This window comes from Bradyrhizobium diversitatis (genome assembly GCF_016031635.1).
In the GTDB taxonomy this organism is placed as follows: domain Bacteria; phylum Pseudomonadota; class Alphaproteobacteria; order Rhizobiales; family Xanthobacteraceae; genus Bradyrhizobium; species Bradyrhizobium diversitatis.
Genome location: NZ_JACEGD010000006.1, coordinates 281,057 through 299,456, shown reverse-complemented (window position 1 = coordinate 299,456; position 18,400 = coordinate 281,057). Strand labels below are relative to the sequence as shown.

The window sequence follows — 18,400 nt, the reverse complement described above, 5'->3', positions numbered from 1 at the left end:
ATGTGGGGCATCGTTCCGGCCGCGGGCCGCGGCAGTCGTATCCAGCCGCTGGCTTTCTCCAAGGAACTGCTGCCCGTCGGCAGCCGGCGCGACGACGGCACCGAGCGTCCGTGTGCGGTCTCCGAGTATCTGCTGGAGCGCCTGATCCTCGGCGGGGCGGACAAGATCTGCTTCGTGATCTCGCCGGGCAAATCCGACATTCTCGAATATTTCGGCGATCACTACGGCAGCGCCCAGCTCGCCTATGTCGTCCAGCCCGACGCCTCCGGCCTGTGCGACGCCGTCTTCAGGGCCGGCACCGTCGTCGGCCATGATGAAGACGTCGTCGTCGGCCTGCCCGACACGGTCTGGTTTCCAAAGGCCGCTTTGCAGGCCTTGCCCGATGCGGACCTCTCCTTCCTGCTCTTTCCCGTTGAGCGCCCGGAATTCTTCGATGCCGTCGTGCTCGACGGCGAGAGCGTGCGGGAGATCCAGGTCAAGCAGCCGAATCCGACGTCGCGGTGGATCTGGGGTGCGTTCCGAATGTCGGCCACCGGCTTTCACGAATTGCACGCGCTCTGGAACGAGCGAGACCGGCGCGACGAGTATTTTGGGACGCTCGTCAACGCCTATCTCAAGGCCGGCGGCCTCGGCATCGGGATCAAGGCTGGCGAATCCTATGTCGATGTCGGGACCGTCGACGGCTATCGCACTGCGATGGCGCTTCTGGCCGAGAGCACCGGCACCGACAGCCGGTCGCGGTTGCGGGCCGGCGCCTCGTCCGATGGGCCTCGACCGACCCATGCAATGGACAATGGAGCGACCGCATGACTGGAGCGCTGCTCACGCGTGAGGAAATCCGCAGGCGCGTCCACGCGCTCGGCCCGTGGTTTCACAACCTCGACCTCAACGGCGTGCCGACCGCACCGACCCACTTTCTCGGCGACTATCCCAACGTCAAATGGCGGCGCTTCTCGGGGATCATCCCGGACCGCCTCGAAGGCAAGACCGTGCTCGATATCGGCTGCAACGCCGGCTTCTATGCCATGGAGATGAAGCGGCGGGGCGCCGAGCGCGTGCTCGGGCTCGACACCGACGAGGAATACCTGGCGCAGGCGCGCTTTGCCGCCGAAGTGAACGGTCTCAGGATCGAATTCCGCAGGATGTCGGCCTATGATGTCGGCCAGCTCCGTGAAAAGTTCGATCTCGTGATCTTCATGGGCGTGCTGTATCATTTGCGTCATCCGCTGCTGGCGCTGGATCTCATCCACGAGCACGTCGCCAAGGATCTTCTGCTGTTCCAGTCGATGCAGCGCGGCGCCAGCCATGTCGACGCGGTCGAGAAGAACTACGATTTCTGGACCACCGACCAGTTCGATTCCGCCGGCTATCCCAGGCTGCACTTCATCGAGCACAAATACGCCGACGATCCCACCAATTGGTGGGTGCCGAACCGGGCCTGCGTCGAGGCCATGCTGCGCAGCGCCGGCTTTGCCATCGCCGCGCATCCCGAAGAAGAAGTCTATCTCTGCAGGCGGACGGAACGGCCACAAGTCGACGGACCCGTCTATCCATCCCGGAGCACAAGCTGATGATCGAGGCGGCCAAGATCTGGAATGAGCCGAACAACAAGTCGCACTGGGATCTCCTGATCGATCCCGACTGGGCCAAGTTCGCAGACCTTGCGACCGCAGCGGGAAAGGCGATCCGCAGCACGAGGCCTCCACTTCCCGTCGTTCTCGGCGGCATCTCGCCGATCGATCCGTCCTTCATGCGCAACATGCAGAGCCGCGGCGTGCTCGACCATTTCGATGCCGTCGCCGTGCACGGCTTTCCGCTCGACTGGAACCTGTGGCAGATCGGCGAGTGGCCCGCCAAGCTCGAGGAGATCAAGGCGGTCACCACCTTGCCTGTGTGGGTGACGGAGGTCGGCGTCTCCTCCTTCGGCGCCGAGGAGGTGCAAGCCTGGGGCCTGTCGCGCACCGCCGAGCTGCTGATCGGCCGTGCTCCGCGTATCCATTGGTACAGCCTTTACGACCTTCCCTCTGCCTGGGAAGCGACGACTCGCCACAAGGAAGCCGAAGGGTCCTCCTACTACCGGCATTTCCACATGGGCCTGCTGCGCGAGGACGGGACGCCCAAAGCGGCCGCCGACGTGTTTGGCGCCTATGCGCCTGCCATGGGCCTGTGCCAATGGTTCCACTTCGAGGATCATCGATTGCACGACGCGGTGCACTGGATGCGCCGTCTGGGCGCGACTCACTTGCGGACCGGCCTATCATGGGCCGACAGCTTCCGTCCCAATGCCATCGACTGGTTCGACCGCCAGATGGAGGCGTTGGCGGAGTTCCAGGTTACGGTCACGTTCTGCTTCACGCCCGAACATCGGGGCATCGAGCCCCATCACACCAGCCCGCCGCTCGACGTGAACGAATTTGCCGATTTTTGCGCGGCGATGGTCGATCGCTACTGCACGAAAACCGGTCTTGCATCCTTCCCAGCGTCGGCCGATCCTCCGATCAGAGAGCCAACATGCGTGCCCTGATCCTGGTTATGGATTCCGTCGGCATCGGCGGCGCGCCGGATGCCGCCCGTTATGGCGACGAAGGCGCGGACACCGTCGGTCACATTGCGGAAGCCTGCACGGCCGGACACGCCGACAGCAACCTGCGCGAGGGGCCGCTCCGGATTCCCAATCTCGTGGCGCTCGGCCTCGGGGAGGCCTGCCGCCTCGCTACGGGGCGCGTACCGCCAGGGCTACAGGGTCAAGCGCAGCACCGGCAATTCGGATGCGCCAGCGAGATTTCGAAGGGCAAGGACACGCCTTCAGGCCATTGGGAGATCGCCGGTGTGCCCGTTCCGTTCGACTGGGGTTATTTCCCGCGCACGAGGCCGTGCTTTCCCGCGGAATTGACGAAAGACTTCTGCGAGCAAGCCGGACTACCCGGCATCCTCGGAGATTGCCACGCCTCGGGGACCGAGATCATCGCCGAGTTCGGCGAGCGTCACATGCGGATGGGAATGCCGATCTGCTACACGTCCGCCGACAGCGTGTTCCAGGTCGCGGCGCATGAGGAGACTTTCGGCCTCGAACGTCTCTACGGCATCTGCGCGATTGCGCGGCGGCTGATCGATTCCCTCAACATCGGCCGCGTCATCGCCCGGCCGTTCATTGGCACAGACGCGAGGGACTTCAAGCGGGCCGCGCACCGTCGCGACTATTCGGTACCGCCGCCCGGAACCACCATGCTTGACCTCGCCGCAAGCGACGGTCGTGACATCGTGACGATCGGCAAGATCGACGACATCTTCGCCCATCGCGCGACCGGGCGAAACATGCGCGGCGACGGTAACATGGCGCTGTTCGATGCCACACTCAAAGGGCTGGCGAGCCTTGCCGACGGGGGATTGCTGTTCGCCAACTTCATCGATTTCGACACGCTGTACGGCCATCGACGCGACGTCGCCGGTTATGCGGTGGCGCTCGAGACCTTCGATAGTCGCCTTCCGGAATTGCTGACCCGCCTGCGAAGCGATGATCTTCTGATCATCACCGCGGATCACGGCTGCGATCCGACCTGGAGCGGCACCGATCATACCCGTGAGCAGGTACCAATCCTTGCCTGGTCGACGCAATCATCTTCGCCAATCGGCGAGCGTACCGGCTTTGCCGATATCGGCGCGACCGCGGCAAGGCATCTCGGCCTGCCTGCCGCCCTGCAAGGGGCGCACTTTTAGCCAACGGCAGCCCGCCGATTCACCTGAGTTATTGATCCAGGTTAGAGAAATATTCGTTTGTACATTTTCGAGGAACGAACATTCCTTGCATCGCTTCTGACTCCAAACGTGACCGGCGCGCGGGTCGTCCGACCACCAAGCAAGTGCGCTTCACCAGACATCATCGATCGAACCCGGGAGGGTCGGTCTTGAAGTTGTACGGAGCGATGGATGACTCGAGTATTGATTACAGGCGGCGCCGGCTTCATCGGCTCTCATGCGGCGGATGTGCTGCTCGCCGCCGGCTACGAGATTCGCCTGCTCGACAACCTGTCGCCCCAGGTCCACGGCGGTAACCGCCAGCGCCCGTCCTATCTCGCCGACGATGCCGAACTCATCGTCGGTGATGTCACCGACAGCGTCGCCGTAGAACATGCCCTGCGCGGCGCCGACATGGTCCTGCATCTGGCGTCCGCAGTCGGCGTCGGACAGAGCATGTACGACATCGAATCCTATGTGCGAACCAATGAGCTCGGTACCGCTGTGCTGCTTCAGGCGCTGTCGAAGCGTCCGGTCGAGCGGCTCGTGGTCGCCTCCTCCATGAGCATCTATGGCGAAGGCCTCTATCGCAGGCCGGATCAAAGCGTCTTTTCCTGCGACGAACGTTCGATCGAGCAGCTCCGCAGCGGCGAGTGGGAGCTGCGCGACGCTGCAGGCGATCCGCTCATCCCCGCAGCAACCCCAGAAAGCAAGCTGCCCTCGCTCAGCTCGGTCTACGCCCTGAACAAGTTCGCCCAAGAACGCATGTGCCTGATCACCGGCAAGGCTTACGGAATCCCAACCGTGGCGCTGCGCTTCTTCAACGTGTTTGGCCCGCGCCAGGCGCTGTCGAATCCATACACAGGCGTGCTCGCGATCTTTGCCGCACGCCTCCTCAACGGACGGCCGCCGCTCGTGTTCGAGGACGGCGAACAACGGCGCGACTTCGTCCACGTCCACGACGTTGCCCGCGCCTGCCGCATTGCGCTGGAAGCGGAGCAAACGCAGGACGTATTCAACGTCGGTTCGGGCCAAAGCCGAACCATCCTGTCGGTTGCGGAGGACCTCGCAGAGGTCATGGGCCGCGGCGACATCGCTCCCGAGATCACGCGAAAGTACCGCGCAGGTGACATCCGGCACTGCTTCGCCGACATCGGCAAGTCGCGCGATCTGCTCGGCTTCGAGCCGCACGTCGCCTTCAAAGATGGACTCGAGGAGCTCGCGGACTATCTCGCGGACCAAATCGCCGACGACCAGGCTGAGCGGGCGACCCAGGAACTGCTGCAACGAGGATTGGTCGCGTGATGAATGAGCGAGACAACAGGCCCGTCCTGATCACCGGTGGCTGCGGCTTCATCGGCTGCAATCTTGTCGACCGGCTGGCAAACCGCGGTGAGCGGGTTCTGGTTCTCGACAATCTGGCCCGTGCCGGCGTGCGCGAGAACGCGCAATGGCTGAAGTCCAGATATGGTGATCTCGTGACCATTACGGTGGCCGACATTCGGGAGCCGATTCCCGTGATCGATGCCGTGCGCGAGGCTCGCGCCGTGCTGCATCTGGCAGCACAGGTCGCCGTCACCGACAGCGTCAGCGACCCGGCTGCCGATTTCGAGATCAATGCACGCGGCACCCTCAACGTGCTCGAAGCGGTTCGGCTGCACAACAGCAGCGCCCCCATCATATTCGCCTCCACCAACAAGGTCTATGGCCGCCTGATCGAGGACAGTGAGATTACGCTCACCGGCCGCCGCTATACGCCCACCAGCCCCCTGCTGGCGGATGGCATCTCCGAGAACGCACCGCTGGATTTCTACAGCCCCTATGGCTGTTCCAAGGGAACGGCGGACCAGTACGTCCACGACTATGCCCGGGTCTACGGCCTGCAGACCGTGGTGATGCGCATGAGCTGCATCTACGGACCGCGCCAGTTCGGCACCGAAGACCAGGGCTGGATCGCGCATTTCCTGCTGAGCGCGCTCCGCGGCAAGCCACTCACGATTTACGGCGACGGCCATCAAGTTCGCGACGCCCTGCATGTGTCGGATGCGGCGGCTGCGTGGCTCGCAGTGCTTGACCGGATCGCGCTCGCGCGCGGACGCGTGTTCAATCTCGGTGGCGGCCCCGCAAACGCGGTCAGCCTTCGCGAGCTCATCGACCATATTGCGGAACTGACCGGCCGTGAGGTCACCTACCGCTTTGCCGATTGGCGTCCGGGCGATCAGCCCTGGTACGTCACCGATACGCGTGCGCTGTCGAGCGCTCTCGAATGGTCGCCGCAGGTCTCCATCGCCGAGGGTCTTCACTCTCTCCACGCCTGGCTGGATACTCGCTTCGGAGCCGCTCACGACAGCCGCGAGGCTCTCGCATGACGCGCGTCGCCCTGATCAATCCGAATTGGGATTTTGGCGGCAGCATCTATTTCGGCTGCCGATCCCCCCACCTTCCGCTCGAGCTCGGGATCTCCGAGCATTACCTGAAGGCGGCCGGGCATCGGACGCTGCTGCTCGATGCGCACATGTTCGGCGTGTCGTTCCGGGATATCGAAGCCGAGCTGCGTGCGTTCGGCCCCGACCTGATCGTCATCACCACGGCCCCGACCTACCTGTTCTGGCGCTGCGCCCCGCCGGAACTACGCGTTCCGCAGGAGCTTGCACTGGCGGTGCGGGATCTTGCACCGACCCTGATCGCGGTCGGCCCGCACGGCTCGACGACGCCGCGGGCGGCTCTCAAGAAGCTCGCCGTCGATATCGTCGTGATGGGCGAGTGCGAAGCGTCTTTGCTGCGCCTCGCCAATGGCGAGCGCGACTTTTCCGGCCTGTGCTTTGCAGACGGCGACTCGGTTCGAGTCAATGGCGGCCCACAGGCCGTCGAATTCAGGGATCAGCCGGCGCTCGATTGGCCGGGCGAGATGATCCGGCGTCATCACCACCACCATCACCGCTTCGAGGCCGAGCCGGCAGGGCCCGGCGCAGAAGTCGAGGCGTCACGCGGCTGCCCCTACAATTGCACGTTCTGCGCCAAGGAGAATTTCCGCAACGCCTACCGCAAGCGGCCTCCGACGACCATCCTCGCGGAAGTTGATCGCCTGCGCGGGCAAGGCGTCGAATATGTTTACTTCATCGACGAGATCTTCCTGCCGAACGCCGAGCTGCTTGAAGGGCTGAGCACGCGCGGCCTCAAATTCGGCGTGCAGACGCGAATCGATCTCTGGAAGCCGGATATGCTCGCGCTGCTCGGCCGCGCAGGCTGCGTCTCGATCGAGGCCGGGATCGAGAGCCTCACCGTCGAGGGCCGCGCGGCGCTCGCCAAGAACTGCAAGATGACCACCGACCAGCTCGCCGACCGGCTCGCCGAAGCCCGGCGTCACGTCCCGTTCGTGCAAGCCAATCTGATCGAAGTCCCCGAGGACGACGATCCCGTGGTGCAGCGCTGGCGCCACAAGATGCAGGATGCCGGAATCTGGGCCAATGACCCGGTCCCGCTCTACCCCTATCCCGGCTCGCCGGACTACCGAAAGCTCTGGGGCGAAGCCGACGATTTCGCCTGGGAGCGCGCGCATCAACACTATCTGGGAATGTTCGACCAGTTCAGCGACGTGCAGAACGACCGGCCCATTCCGCTCGAGGCCCTCGAATATCCGGTGGCGCCATGAGGAAAGGATCGGACATCAGGATCCTGATGACGACCGACACGGTCGGCGGCGTATGGACCTATTCCTGCGCACTCGCCGCGAACCTTGCCGCTTCGGGCGGCGAGGTGACACTGGCGACAATGGGCCCGCCCCCACGCGCCGACCAGTGTGAGATGCTCGGCGACTCGCGTGTCCGGCTGATCGAAACGGAGCTCGCGCTTGAATGGCAGGATCCGGAAGGACGCGACGTCCCTCACGCCAAGCGTACTCTCGCCAGCTTAGAGGCGCGATTTGGCCCGGACATCGTCCACCTCAACAGTTTCCGGGAAGCCACGCTGCCTTGGCGCGCGCCGACCGTTCTCGTGGCGCATTCCTGCGTCAACTCCTGGGCGCTGGCCTGTCGGGATTCGGCCTGGCTCAACGAGCCCCGCTGGATGCGCTATACGGAACGGGTGGCCGCTGCGCTCGACAGCACGGAAGCCTGGGTCTGTCCGAGCCAGTCCTTCCACGATGGCATCGTGGAGATCTATCAGCCGCGCTCCCCCGGCGCCGTGATCTGGAATGGAATTGGAGCTGGCGCGCCGCCGAATCGAAAGCGGGAGCTGATCTTCGCGGCCGGACGGCTGTGGGATCGCGCCAAGAATATCGAAGCTCTTGCCGCGGCCGCGCCGGGACTGGATTGGCCGGTCGAGATCGCAGGCCCCACCGACCGCAACCCGCCCGCCGGCATCACCTGGCTCGGCCCATTATCGCACGGCGCGTTGTGCGATCATCTCCAGCACGCAGCGATCTTTGTCAGCCCCGCGCTGTACGAGCCGTTCGGCCTTTCCGTGCTGGAGGCGGCCGCTGCCGGCTGCGCGCTGGTGCTGTCGGATATTCCCACCTTCCGGGAGTTGTGGAGCGGAGCCGCGCGGCTTTTTGACCCAAGCGATAGTCAGGCTTTGCATCGCATTCTCATCGAACTCAGTGCCGACGAGCGCGAAAGGACGCGCCTGCAACGCGCTGCCTATGAACACTCGTTGAGCTATTCTCTGGCCCGCACGACCAGCGCCTATCAGACGCTCTATGAAGGACTGCTCGCTTCCACCCGCACGACAACCCAAGCCAAGCAGATCGAGGTGCGCGCATGAGATGCGTCCTGTTCTATCACGCATTCAACTCCTGCTGGAACAACGGCAACGCTCATTTCCTGCGCGGATACGCCCGCGAGTTGCACGCGCTCGGACATGAGGTGGTCGTGTTCGAGCCGTTTGATGGCTGGAGTCGATTGAATGCCATCCGCGAAAGCGGCAGTGGGGCGCTACAAGACATCGGGCAACTCTTCCCCGGCGTTTCCATTCGTCGCTTTGATGCCTCACTCGATTTCGACGAAGCTCTTGATGGCGCCGATCTCGTGATTGTGCACGAATGGAATTCGCCTGATGTGATCGAAAAGATCGGCTCCAAGCGCGCGCACGGCGCTCCTTTCACCTTGTTGTTTCACGACACCCATCACCGCGCGGTCACTGCGCCGGATGAACTGGCACAATTCGACCTCGATGCATTCGACGGCGTGCTCGCATTTGGCGAAGTTCTGCGTCGAATTTATGTGACTCTCGGCTGGGCTGATCGTGCCTATACCTGGCACGAGGCCGCCGATACCGCCATGTATCATCCTTTGCCGCATGTCGAGCGCACGGATGATCTGGTCTGGATCGGCAATTGGGGTGATGGCGAGCGCAGTGCCGAGCTCAATGAGTTTCTGGTCGCGCCCGTCGCTGAACTGGGCTTGCGTGCTGGCGTTTACGGCGTCCGTTACTCCGATGTCGCTCTGCAGACCATCCAGGCCGCGGGCATTCGCTATGGCGGCTGGTTGCCGGCGCACTGGGCGCCGGTCGCCTTCGCCGGCGCGCGCGCGACCGTTCACGTCCCCCGTGGTCCCTATGTGCGGTCGCTTCCGGGTATCCCCACCATTCGCGTGTTCGAGGCGCTCGCCTGCGGCATTCCCCTGATCTCGGCCCCTTGGTCCGATGTCGAAGGCCTGTTTCCGCAGGGCGCTTATCTGCAGGCCGCCGATGGCGCCGAGATGAAGCGTGCCCTCCGTACCGTTCTCGATGATCGGGACCTGTCAGCCGCCATGGTGGCGACCGGACTCAGGACAATCCGGGAGCGCCATACGTGCCGTCATCGCGCACAGCAGCTCGTGGACATCGTGGAGCGCATTCGGACCTCCGACAGCTCGTCACGGCCCTTGCGATACATCGGAGCCTCCGCATGAAGATCTGCTTCTTCGGATCCAGCCTCGTCTCGTCCTACTGGAACGGTGCCGCCACCTATTATCGCGGCATGCTCAAGCAGATTGCAGCGCTTGGACACGACATCACCTTTTTCGAGCCCGATGCCTTCGAGCGACAGGCCCATCGCGACATCGTCGATCCCGATTGGGCCAAAGTCGTCGTCTACCCCGCCACAGCCGAGGGCTGGCGCGGTTCACTTGACGCGGCGGCGCGATCGGCCGACATGCTGATCAAGGCCAGCGGCGTCGGGGTCTTCGATCGGGAGCTAGAGATCGCGGTTGGGGCCCTGCCGGCTCGAACCATGCGGATTTACTGGGATGTCGACGCCCCCGCTACGCTCGAAGCCATGGGAAACGATGCCGAGCATCATCTGCGCCGCGCGATTTCCTCTTACGACATAGTCCTGACCTACGGCGGCGGCGATGGCGTCGTATCGGCCTATCGCGCCATGGGTGCGCGGGATTGTGTGCCGATCTACAACGCGCTCGATCCCGAGACGCATTTTCCTTCCCCGCCCAAACCAGAGTTTGCCTGCGATCTCGGCCTGTTGGCCAATCGCCTGCCAGATCGCGAGCAGCGCGTTGAGCATTTCTTTCTCGACGTCGCGCGTGCGCTACCCGACAAGACGTTCGTTCTCGGCGGTTCCGGCTGGGATACCAAGAGCACCGCAAAGAACATCCGCAAGGTCGGGCATGTCGGCACCGGCCAGCACAACGCCTTCTTCGGCTCCGGCCTGGCCACGCTCAACGTCAATCGCGACAGCATGGCGCGCTTCGGCTTCTCGCCGCCGACGCGGGTATTCGAGGCGATCGGCGCAGGCGCCTGCCTGATCACCGATAAATGGCCCGGCATCGAGCATTTCCTGGAGCCGGACCGCGAGGTGCTGGTGGCCGCGAACGGAGCCGAGATTGCCGGTCATCTCGACGCTCTCAACCCCGATCGTGCCGCTGCGATCGCCAACCGGGCCCGCACGCGCATCCTGAACCAACACACCTATCGGCACCGGGCTCGCCAGTTCAACGAACTCTTCGCCGGAAGCAGCTCGCGCATCGAGGCAGCAGAATGAACCTGAGAATTGTCGTCGTCGGTCTTTCGGTCACATCGTCATGGGGCAATGGTCACGCGACGACTTATCGCGCTCTGATCGGGGCCCTCGCACGACGAGGCCACCACGTCACTTTCCTCGAGCGCGACGTCGCCTGGTATCGCGAGCATCGCGATCTCACCCACCCGACATCGTGGACGGTGGAGCTCTATCAGTCCCTAAAGGACGTGCCTCGCCGTTTCGGCAAGCTGATCCGGGACGCCGACCTCGTTGTCATCGGTTCTTATGTGCCCGACGGTATTGCCATCTCCGAGTGGATCACGAGCCAGGCGCGTGGAATCACTGCGTTTTACGACATCGACACACCCCTAACGCTCGCGAAGCTCGACCAAGGCCTCGACTATCTGTCAGCCGCGACGATCCCGCGGTTCGATCTCTATCTGTCGTTCGCCGGTGGTCCCGTGCCCGACATGATCGAGGAGCGGTACGGCAGCCCGATGGCCCGGGTTCTCTATTGCAGCGCCGACACCGAGGCTTACGCGCCGCAGCAAGCGGAGGCGAAATGGGCCCTTGGCTATCTCGGGACCTATAGCGAGGACCGGCAGCCGATTCTCGAACAGCTGCTGCTGTCCCCAGCCCGCGCGTTGTCGTCAGAGCAGTTCGCGGTCGGAGGCGCGCAATATCCCGCTGATATCGTCTGGCCCGACAATGTCCTGCGGATCGAGCACCTTGCGCCGAAACAGCACCCGACGTTCTATGCGGAACAGCGATTCACCCTGAACGCGACTCGCGCCGACATGCGTGCGCTAGGCTTCTCGCCGAGCGTTCGCCTGTTCGAAGCTGCCGCCTGCGGCACGCCCGTAATCTCCGACCGCTGGCCGGGCATCGAAACCATCTTCGCGCCGTCGCGGGAGATTCTTTTGGCCTCGAGCCCGCGCGACGTCATCGAAATCCTGCGCGACATGCCCGAGGAGCGTCGGCTCACCGTTGCGGAGAGCGCACGCCGGCGCGTTCTGACCGATCACACCGCCGACCACCGCGCCGGCCAGCTGGAGGGTTACTACGCCGAAGCAGCCGCACGCCGCCGTCGCAAGTCCTCGCGGCCTGCCGCCGCCCGTCCGGTTCAAGTCGCCGAACTCTAAAGAGAGCCTGCCATGACACTCCAGACCCGTATCCCTACGCTCCGCCGCTCGCCGACCGTGCTCATTGCCGGCGGCGCCGGCTTCATCGGCTCTCATCTCTGCGATTCGTTGTTGCAACGTGGCAACGCCGTCATCTGCCTCGACAATCTCTTCACAGGCAGAATCGCCAATATCAGGCCGCTCCTGAACCATCCGAACTTTCGCTTCATCGAGCATAACGTGCAAGAGGAGATTGAGATCGAAGGGGAAATCGACCGCATCTATAGCCTCGCCTGTCCCGCTTCGCCGCGGCATTACCAAAGAGATCCGGTCGGCACGATGAAGACATGCGTGCTGGGCACAATCAACCTGCTCGAGCTCGCGCATTACAAGGGTGCCCGCGTCCTGCAAGCTTCCACGAGCGAAGTCTACGGCGATCCGGAGGTGCACCCCCAGCCTGAATCCTATCTCGGCAACGTCAACCCAATCGGGCCACGCGCCTGTTACGACGAGGGCAAGCGCGCCGCCGAGACGCTGATGTTTGACTACCACCGCACGCACGGGACTGAGATCAAGGTCGCGCGCATCTTCAACACCTATGGCCCACGCATGCTGGAGAACGATGGCCGTGTCGTTTCGAACTTTATCGTGCAGGCCCTGCGTGGCGAGCCGATCACGATCTATGGCGGCGGCACGCAAACCCGGAGTTTCTGCTTTGTCGACGATCTCGTGCGAGGCCTCCAGCTGCTAATGGAAAGCCCGTCATCGGTGACCGGCCCCTGCAACCTCGGCAATCCTCACGAGGTCACGATCGAAGCCATCGCCCGCGAGGTTCTGACGTATACCGAATCGGCGTCGCAGCTCCGCTTTGAGGCGCTTCCAAAGGACGATCCGAAGCGCCGCAAGCCGGTCATCGACACCGCCTCGCGGTTGCTGGGATGGCGACCGCGTGTCGCGCTGAGGGACGGTCTCCAGGCCACGATTGCCTACTTCGCAATGCGCATCGCTGGTGAGTCGCCGACACTAGTGCCGGCTCTCGCACGGCGAAAGAGGGGTCCGGCGCGCAGCCTGCTCAGCTCCGAATAGCCAGCTGAGAGCCAGAAGCGCTCATTCCGGCTCTGGCGTCTTGCGGCAGGAGCGCTGTTGCGCCCGATTAGTCCTTGCTCTCTTCGATCTTGTCGAGAACGCGCTCCGGCGCGATATCTGAGGCGGCTTCCTGAAGCTCTTTGTTCTCCCGGGAATCGATCCCCATTTTGCGGGCCATTTCATTCATGAGCGCAACCACCTTCGTGATCTCATGTTCGGTGAGGAGACTGATCTGCAGGTCCAACTCCGCCCTTCTATCCGCTTCGGCCGCCATACGGTTTTGAGAGATCAGAACAAAGGTCGAAAGAAAGATTGCCTCTACAGAGGCAATCATAGCGAGCACTACAAAGCTCTGGTCCCATGGCACAATTCCTGGAAGCCATCCGAGGTTTGCGGCTATCCAAAATCCAAAAGCAAATAAGTGCAGGTAAACAAACTGCATGCTGCCGGTGAACGAAGTTATTGCGTCGGCGACCTTTTGCTGAATGGACGCGTCGGATTGCTCGCGTTTCCTTCGTTCGACCAGAGCGTGGATATTCCGCTCGAGAGCTGACGTCAGCCCGGATGCAGCTTTTGGATGGGGCGCCAAGGGTTTCTTCATGACGTGGAAACCGGCGTACCTGCGGGCAGTTCCTACAGGTTGGCTGCCCCGAGGCCGCGCAATTGACGACCGCGTGGCCGACGTCCGGCGGGCAAGACTTCGGCGAGGTGGAGCTACAAGATAGAGTACTGGGCACGTCGTGCACACGCGACCCTCCGACCAATTGGAACAACTTGAGCTCTTGCTCCAATCCATCCTTGGAAAGATCGCGCTTATCGATCGCAGTACGCGCCGACCGTCTCGGACTGCAATTTCGCAGTGACGCTCTATTATAGCAAGATGACCGTCTGAAAAATCAGCTACTCAATCGGTTTTGCCAGCTAAGGTACTGAAATGGTGGGCGCACCAGGGCTCGAACCCGGGACCCGCCTATTAAGAGTCAGTTTGTCTGATCCTAGCGCGCCGCGTCGTCGATCGATTGCGTCGTAGGCCCAGCCACGCGGATGCGTTGCCAAGAAGTGCGCACCTTCAGCGACCGGCCCGCAACTTCAGCTCGCGTTGGCTGTCGCAAGATTTCTCTTGATCTCCCGATGCACACACAGTGCACACACCGCCTTCTAACCAACTGAAAAACTTGAATTCTCGCGCCAGTCCATCATCGGGGCGACGGAAAATTTACATCTCATATCAGACGCTTAGCCGTCCTGTCGGTCCAACGCAACGAAAACCGGCTGAATTTTTCCGCTACAGATTCAAGGACTTAGTTGCTGGTTCGGATTCCGCACCGTTTTTGGTGTACCACAAGTGTGTCACGGGTCTCAGCACTGCAACTCGTGGAATGCGATTTGGTGTGCCGCGATAAATTTAGTGCCGCCAATTTAGGGGCAGGCTTTTCGCTCGCCGGATTCTCGCTTTCGATCAAGGATTAGGAGACCCCCAAACTGCCGGCCATGTGCCACTTGCCATCAACGCAGGCGATCGGGTGAGATGCCAAAACGTTTGCGAAAAATGGTCGCGACGGAAGCGACTAGCGCGAATCGAACGTCGGAGGCGCCAGTTCAGCACTTCGGTGGCACCCGACATAGTGGCACGGTGCGACGACATCCAACGTCGGCAATCGCTGCCGACAGACCTCGACGGCCGATGGGCAGCGCTCGACAAAGCGGCAGCCGGGCAACGGGTCGACCGGACTCGGCGGATCGCCCTTGACGAGATAGCGCCGCTTGAGCTCATCACGCATCGATCCCGGAGGAGCGGCCGCGGCGAGCAGCGACCAGGTATACGGATGATGCGGTGCGCGGAAGATTTCGGCAGCCGGCGCTTGCTCGACGATCTTGCCCAGATACATCACGGCGACCTCGTCGCAGAATTGCTGAATCACAGCAAGGTCGTGCGAGATGAAGATGTAGGTGAGATTGCGCTCGCGCTGCAACCGCTTCAGCAGATTGAGGATCTGCGCCTGGATCGCGACGTCGAGCGCAGACACGGCCTCGTCGCAGACGATGAGATCCGGCTCGGGCGCAAGCGCGCGCGCGATGCAAAGCCGCTGACGCTGACCGCCTGAGAACTGATGCGGAAACAGGTCCGCGGCCTGCGGCGGCAGGCCGACTTCCGCCAGAAGCTTGCGCACCCGCTCGTCGCGGTCGCTGCGGCTTCCGATGCCGAGCAAATCCAATGGCTCGCGGATCTGGTCGCCGGCGCGGCGGCGCGGATTGAGTGCCGAGAATGGATCCTGAAACACGATCTGGAGGTGACGGCGCACGGCACGCAGCGGCTCGCCCGAGAGTTCGGCAATATTCCTGTTTCCGAACACGACCTGACCTGACGTGACAGGGACCAGCCGCATCACCGCCTGGGCGGTGGTCGACTTCCCGGAGCCGCTCTCGCCGACAATGCCGAACGTCGTGCCGCGCCGCACGCGAAAGCTGACGCCGTCGACCGCGTGAACAAAAGACGGCTTACCCGATCGGCGGCCGGCCGGGAAATGAACCACGAGGTCGTTGACGTCGAGCAAAACGTCCGATGCGTCGTGGATTTGTGCTGCCTCAAACGCCGTCATGCCGCGACTGCCGCCTTGCACCAGCACGATACGGCGTGACCAGCCGCAATCGGCTCGAGTATCGGCTGTGGGTTCGACCGGCAGACATCAGCCGCCTTGGCACATCGGGCCAGAAACGCGCATTCGGCCCCGCGCGCACCGAGCGGCGGCACCATCCCGGGGATCTCGCCGAGGTCGGTCCAGGATTTCGGTGCCTGTCCGAGTTGGAGATGCGCCACGCAGCGCAGCAGTCCTCGCGTATAGGGATGACGTGGCTGCGCCACGATCCCCGCTGATGCCCCGGCCTCGATGCAGCGGCCGGCATAAAGCACGAGTATCTCGTTAGCGAGTTCGCCGACGGCGCCGAGATCGTGGGTGATGAGCAGGATGGCCGTCCCGGTCTCGCGTTGCAGCTGCGCGAGGAGATCGAAGATCTGCGCCTGCACGGTGACGTCGAGCGCCGTGGTCGGCTCGTCCGCGATCAGGAGCTTTGGCTTACCGGCAAGCGCCATCGCGATCATGACGCGCTGACGCATGCCGCCGGAAAGCTGATGCGGATAGGCGTCGATGCGCCGTTCCGGCGCCGGAATCTGCACCGCACGGAGCAGCGCGAGAACCTGTTCGCGCGCCGCGGCGCCGCCGAGCCCCCGATGCCAGCGCAGCACCTCGCCGATCTGGTCGCCGACCGTGAACAGCGGGTTGAGCGCGGTCATCGGTTCCTGGAAAATCATGGACATCGCGCTGCCGCGCAGCGCACGCATGTCCCTCGCCGGCAGCGAAAGGATATCCCTGCCCTCCAGCAGGATGCGGCCGCTGGTGATGACGAAATCCTCCGGCAGCAGGCCCATCAGGGCGAGCGCGGTCATGCTCTTGCCGCAACCGGACTCGCCGACGAGGGCGAGCGTCTGCGCCGGCGCGACGGCGAACGACAGGTTCTCGATCACCGGCACGAGGCGGCCGGCTTCGCTGCGCATGCTGACGTTGAGCTGGTCGACCTCGAGCAGCGCGACCATCACGACCTCCGCCTGAGACGCGGATTGATCGCGTCATTGAGGCCGTCGCCGACCAGACTGATGGCAAGGACTGCAAGGAAGATCGCCATCCCCGGAAATATGACGGCCCACCAGGCATCGAGGATGTAGTTCCGGTTCTGTCCAAGCATCAGTCCCCAGCTCATCACGTTGGGATCGCCAAGTCCCAGGAAGCTCAAGCCGCCTTCGAACAGGATTGCGACACCGATCGCCAGCGTGGCCGACACGATCACCGCGGGCAGCGCGTTCGGCAACAATACTCGCAGCATCAGATGACGGTCGCTGGCGCCGGCCGCGCGCGACGCTTTGACGAAATCGAGATCGCGAAGTCGCATGAACTCAGCCCGCGTCAGCCGCGCGGCCGACGTCCAGCTCACCGCACCGATCGCCACCGTAATCGTCGACAGCTTCGACCCGAACAAGGTCACCAGGACCATTGCGAACAGCAGCGGCGGCAGGATTTGGAAGAACTCGGTAATCTTCACCAGCACCACATCCACCACGCCGCCAAAGAAGCCGCTCAAGGAGCCAATCAACAGACCGATGGCGATCGTGATCAGGGCGGCGACGGCGCCGACCGCCAGGGTTGCGCGTCCGCCGTAAATCAGCCCCGCCAATACGTCGCGGCCGAGATAATCCGTGCCGAGCCATGCATCCGAATCGGGTGGCATGAACGGCGCGCCAACCAGATCGAGCGGATCGACCCGGTAGAGATGCGGGCCGACCAGGGTCCCGACGATGATCAGTGCGAGCAGACAGAGGCCGACGACGCCGGACGGACTCTTCAGGAACTGCCGCATTGCGATGCCAGCTGGCGACGTCGCGCGCCTGGCCGGCATGTCGATGGCCGAAACGATGGTCAAAGTTGGAGCTTCCAGGGTCGTCATCGTTGCCCCATCCGGATGCGCGGGTCGATCAGCCGGTAAACAATGTCAGTCAGGAAGTTTGCGGCCATGACCATCAATGCAGAGAAGAACAGCACGGCCATCAGGGTCGGATAGTCGCGGCGCAGGATCGAATCGAACACCAGCCGGCCCATGCCGGGCCAGCTGAACACCGTCTCGACCAGCACCGCGCCGGCAAACAGATTGCCGAACTGGTGGCCGGCGACTGTGACGGTCGGGATCAGCGTGTTGCGCAGCGCATGCTTGCCGATCACGACCCACTCCGGCAGGCCCTTGGCCCGCGCGGTCCGGACGTAGTCGGCCGACAGCGCGTCGATCATGTTGACCCGCGCGAGCCGACTGTATTGGGCGATGAAGACCAGTGCCAATGTCAGCGACGGCAGCAGGAGATGCTGCGCGACATCGAGCACATAGTTCAGGCCCTGCTTGCGATGCACGACATCGGACATGCCGACGACCGGCAGGATCGGCCACACCGATCCGAACAGGAGCAGCAACATCAATCCGGTCCAGAAGATCGGCGCGGCATAGCCGGCCAGGGAGAACACGGTCACGGTGTGGCTGAACAGACCATTCGGACGACGTGCGCTGACGACACCGAGGAAGGTGCCGACCACGAGCGCACTGACCAGCGCACAGGACGTAAGATAGAGCGTCGCGGGCAGCCGCTGCAGAACCAAGCCGAGCACCGGCTCGTTGAAATAGTAGGAGTAGCCGAAGTCGCCCGTCACGACGTTGCGAAGATAGATCGCAAGCTGCTCCATCAGGCTGTGGTCGAGCCCGTATTTGGTCCTGAGCGCCGCGATGACGTCAGCCGAGGCGCCCCCCATCTCACCGGCGATCACCTGAACGGGATCGCCGGGCGCAAGGTGGATCAGGCAGAAGTTCAGGACCAGCACCGCCAGCAGCAGCGCGGCGGCGTTGGCAATCTGCCTTGTCAGATGAATGGCCAAAGCCATGATGTCGGAGGGCTCCTCGCAGTCTCGACCGT

The 18,400-nt window shown here is 63.2% G+C and carries 17 protein-coding genes; 12 read left to right on the top strand and 5 right to left on the bottom strand.

Features of this window, described 5'->3' with window-relative positions; all coding sequences use genetic code 11:
* The 12 genes from H1B27_RS07990 (at position 1) to H1B27_RS07935 (ending at position 12,894) form a co-directional block, all read left to right on the top strand.
* Complete coding sequence (locus H1B27_RS07990) at positions 1-810, top strand: sugar phosphate nucleotidyltransferase (protein ID WP_197965609.1); 810 nt, start codon at positions 1-3, stop codon at positions 808-810.
* The gene (locus tag H1B27_RS07985) at positions 807-1,571 is read left to right on the top strand and encodes a TIGR04290 family methyltransferase (RefSeq protein ID WP_131872304.1); all 765 of its coding nucleotides are present in this window, start codon (positions 807-809) and stop codon (positions 1,569-1,571) included. Before H1B27_RS07990 ends, H1B27_RS07985 begins: the two co-directional genes overlap by 4 nt.
* A complete protein-coding gene (locus H1B27_RS07980; RefSeq protein ID WP_131872302.1) occupies positions 1,571-2,524 on the top strand; it encodes a glycoside hydrolase 5 family protein in 954 nt (317 codons plus the stop codon). Before H1B27_RS07985 ends, H1B27_RS07980 begins: the two co-directional genes overlap by 1 nt.
* On the top strand, positions 2,512-3,717 hold the full coding sequence (locus H1B27_RS07975; protein ID WP_197965608.1) for a phosphopentomutase: 1,206 nt from the start codon (positions 2,512-2,514) through the stop codon (positions 3,715-3,717). The genes H1B27_RS07980 and H1B27_RS07975 overlap by 13 nt, the downstream gene beginning before the upstream one ends.
* 210 nt (positions 3,718-3,927) lie before the next feature.
* Positions 3,928-5,040: an NAD-dependent epimerase/dehydratase family protein gene (locus H1B27_RS07970; protein WP_131872298.1), complete on the top strand. Its 1,113-nt coding sequence runs from the start codon at positions 3,928-3,930 to the stop codon at positions 5,038-5,040.
* Positions 5,040-6,104 carry an NAD-dependent epimerase/dehydratase family protein gene (locus H1B27_RS07965; RefSeq protein WP_197965607.1) on the top strand — a complete coding sequence of 355 codons (1,065 nt, stop codon included), beginning with the start codon at positions 5,040-5,042 and terminating at the stop codon, positions 6,102-6,104. Before H1B27_RS07970 ends, H1B27_RS07965 begins: the two co-directional genes overlap by 1 nt.
* On the top strand, positions 6,101-7,387 hold the full coding sequence (locus tag H1B27_RS07960) for a TIGR04295 family B12-binding domain-containing radical SAM protein (protein WP_197965606.1): 1,287 nt from the start codon (positions 6,101-6,103) through the stop codon (positions 7,385-7,387). The genes H1B27_RS07965 and H1B27_RS07960 overlap by 4 nt, the downstream gene beginning before the upstream one ends.
* Positions 7,384-8,496 (top strand): glycosyltransferase family 4 protein, encoded by a 1,113-nt coding sequence (locus H1B27_RS07955; RefSeq protein ID WP_197965605.1) that lies wholly within the window; start codon positions 7,384-7,386, stop codon positions 8,494-8,496. The genes H1B27_RS07960 and H1B27_RS07955 overlap by 4 nt, the downstream gene beginning before the upstream one ends.
* The gene (locus H1B27_RS07950; protein ID WP_197965604.1) at positions 8,493-9,623 is read left to right on the top strand and encodes a CgeB family protein; all 1,131 of its coding nucleotides are present in this window, start codon (positions 8,493-8,495) and stop codon (positions 9,621-9,623) included. Before H1B27_RS07955 ends, H1B27_RS07950 begins: the two co-directional genes overlap by 4 nt.
* A complete protein-coding gene (locus H1B27_RS07945) occupies positions 9,620-10,708 on the top strand; it encodes a CgeB family protein (RefSeq protein WP_197965603.1) in 1,089 nt (362 codons plus the stop codon). Before H1B27_RS07950 ends, H1B27_RS07945 begins: the two co-directional genes overlap by 4 nt.
* Positions 10,705-11,829 carry a CgeB family protein gene (locus H1B27_RS07940; RefSeq protein WP_197965602.1) on the top strand — a complete coding sequence of 375 codons (1,125 nt, stop codon included), beginning with the start codon at positions 10,705-10,707 and terminating at the stop codon, positions 11,827-11,829. Before H1B27_RS07945 ends, H1B27_RS07940 begins: the two co-directional genes overlap by 4 nt.
* A gap of 12 nt (positions 11,830-11,841) precedes the next feature.
* Entirely contained in the window at positions 11,842-12,894 is a 1,053-nt protein-coding gene (locus H1B27_RS07935) for a UDP-glucuronic acid decarboxylase family protein (RefSeq protein WP_197965601.1), read from the top strand.
* Between the two features lie 67 nt (positions 12,895-12,961).
* Here the strand turns inward: H1B27_RS07935 and H1B27_RS07930 are convergent, their stop codons facing one another.
* From H1B27_RS07930 to H1B27_RS07910, 5 genes are all read right to left on the bottom strand, one after another.
* Complete coding sequence (locus tag H1B27_RS07930) at positions 12,962-13,495, bottom strand: DUF1003 domain-containing protein (protein ID WP_197965600.1); 534 nt, start codon at positions 13,493-13,495, stop codon at positions 12,962-12,964.
* 967 nt (positions 13,496-14,462) lie between these two features.
* A complete protein-coding gene (locus H1B27_RS07925) occupies positions 14,463-15,494 on the bottom strand; it encodes an ABC transporter ATP-binding protein (protein WP_197965599.1) in 1,032 nt (343 codons plus the stop codon).
* A complete protein-coding gene (locus H1B27_RS07920) occupies positions 15,491-16,486 on the bottom strand; it encodes an ABC transporter ATP-binding protein (RefSeq protein ID WP_061882229.1) in 996 nt (331 codons plus the stop codon). Before H1B27_RS07920 ends, H1B27_RS07925 begins: the two co-directional genes overlap by 4 nt.
* A complete protein-coding gene (locus H1B27_RS07915; RefSeq protein WP_197965598.1) occupies positions 16,486-17,391 on the bottom strand; it encodes an ABC transporter permease in 906 nt (301 codons plus the stop codon). Before H1B27_RS07915 ends, H1B27_RS07920 begins: the two co-directional genes overlap by 1 nt.
* The gene (locus H1B27_RS07910; RefSeq protein WP_197965597.1) at positions 17,388-18,368 is read right to left on the bottom strand and encodes an ABC transporter permease; all 981 of its coding nucleotides are present in this window, start codon (positions 18,366-18,368) and stop codon (positions 17,388-17,390) included. The genes H1B27_RS07915 and H1B27_RS07910 overlap by 4 nt, the downstream gene beginning before the upstream one ends.
* Positions 18,369-18,400: the final 32 nt, after the last annotated feature.

Bases quoted from the DNA above. Each gene is read 5' to 3' on its own strand.
- H1B27_RS07985 (WP_131872304.1), top strand. From the start codon at position 807: ATGACTGGAGCGCTGCTCACGCGTGAGGAAATCCGCAGGCGCGTCCAC.
- H1B27_RS07990 (WP_197965609.1), top strand. From the start codon at position 1: ATGTGGGGCATCGTTCCGGCCGCGGGCCGCGGCAGTCGTATCCAGCCG.
- H1B27_RS07980 (WP_131872302.1), top strand. From the start codon at position 1,571: ATGATCGAGGCGGCCAAGATCTGGAATGAGCCGAACAACAAGTCGCAC.
- H1B27_RS07920 (WP_061882229.1), bottom strand. From the start codon at position 16,486: ATGGTCGCGCTGCTCGAGGTCGACCAGCTCAACGTCAGCATGCGCAGC.
- H1B27_RS07950 (WP_197965604.1), top strand. From the start codon at position 8,493: ATGAGATGCGTCCTGTTCTATCACGCATTCAACTCCTGCTGGAACAAC.
- H1B27_RS07915 (WP_197965598.1), bottom strand. From the start codon at position 17,391: ATGACGACCCTGGAAGCTCCAACTTTGACCATCGTTTCGGCCATCGAC.
- H1B27_RS07955 (WP_197965605.1), top strand. From the start codon at position 7,384: ATGAGGAAAGGATCGGACATCAGGATCCTGATGACGACCGACACGGTC.
- H1B27_RS07910 (WP_197965597.1), bottom strand. From the start codon at position 18,368: ATGGCTTTGGCCATTCATCTGACAAGGCAGATTGCCAACGCCGCCGCG.
- H1B27_RS07965 (WP_197965607.1), top strand. From the start codon at position 5,040: ATGAATGAGCGAGACAACAGGCCCGTCCTGATCACCGGTGGCTGCGGC.
- H1B27_RS07975 (WP_197965608.1), top strand. From the start codon at position 2,512: ATGCGTGCCCTGATCCTGGTTATGGATTCCGTCGGCATCGGCGGCGCG.
- H1B27_RS07930 (WP_197965600.1), bottom strand. From the start codon at position 13,495: ATGAAGAAACCCTTGGCGCCCCATCCAAAAGCTGCATCCGGGCTGACG.
- H1B27_RS07925 (WP_197965599.1), bottom strand. From the start codon at position 15,494: ATGACGGCGTTTGAGGCAGCACAAATCCACGACGCATCGGACGTTTTG.
- H1B27_RS07970 (WP_131872298.1), top strand. From the start codon at position 3,928: ATGACTCGAGTATTGATTACAGGCGGCGCCGGCTTCATCGGCTCTCAT.
- H1B27_RS07945 (WP_197965603.1), top strand. From the start codon at position 9,620: ATGAAGATCTGCTTCTTCGGATCCAGCCTCGTCTCGTCCTACTGGAAC.
- H1B27_RS07940 (WP_197965602.1), top strand. From the start codon at position 10,705: ATGAACCTGAGAATTGTCGTCGTCGGTCTTTCGGTCACATCGTCATGG.
- H1B27_RS07935 (WP_197965601.1), top strand. From the start codon at position 11,842: ATGACACTCCAGACCCGTATCCCTACGCTCCGCCGCTCGCCGACCGTG.
- H1B27_RS07960 (WP_197965606.1), top strand. From the start codon at position 6,101: ATGACGCGCGTCGCCCTGATCAATCCGAATTGGGATTTTGGCGGCAGC.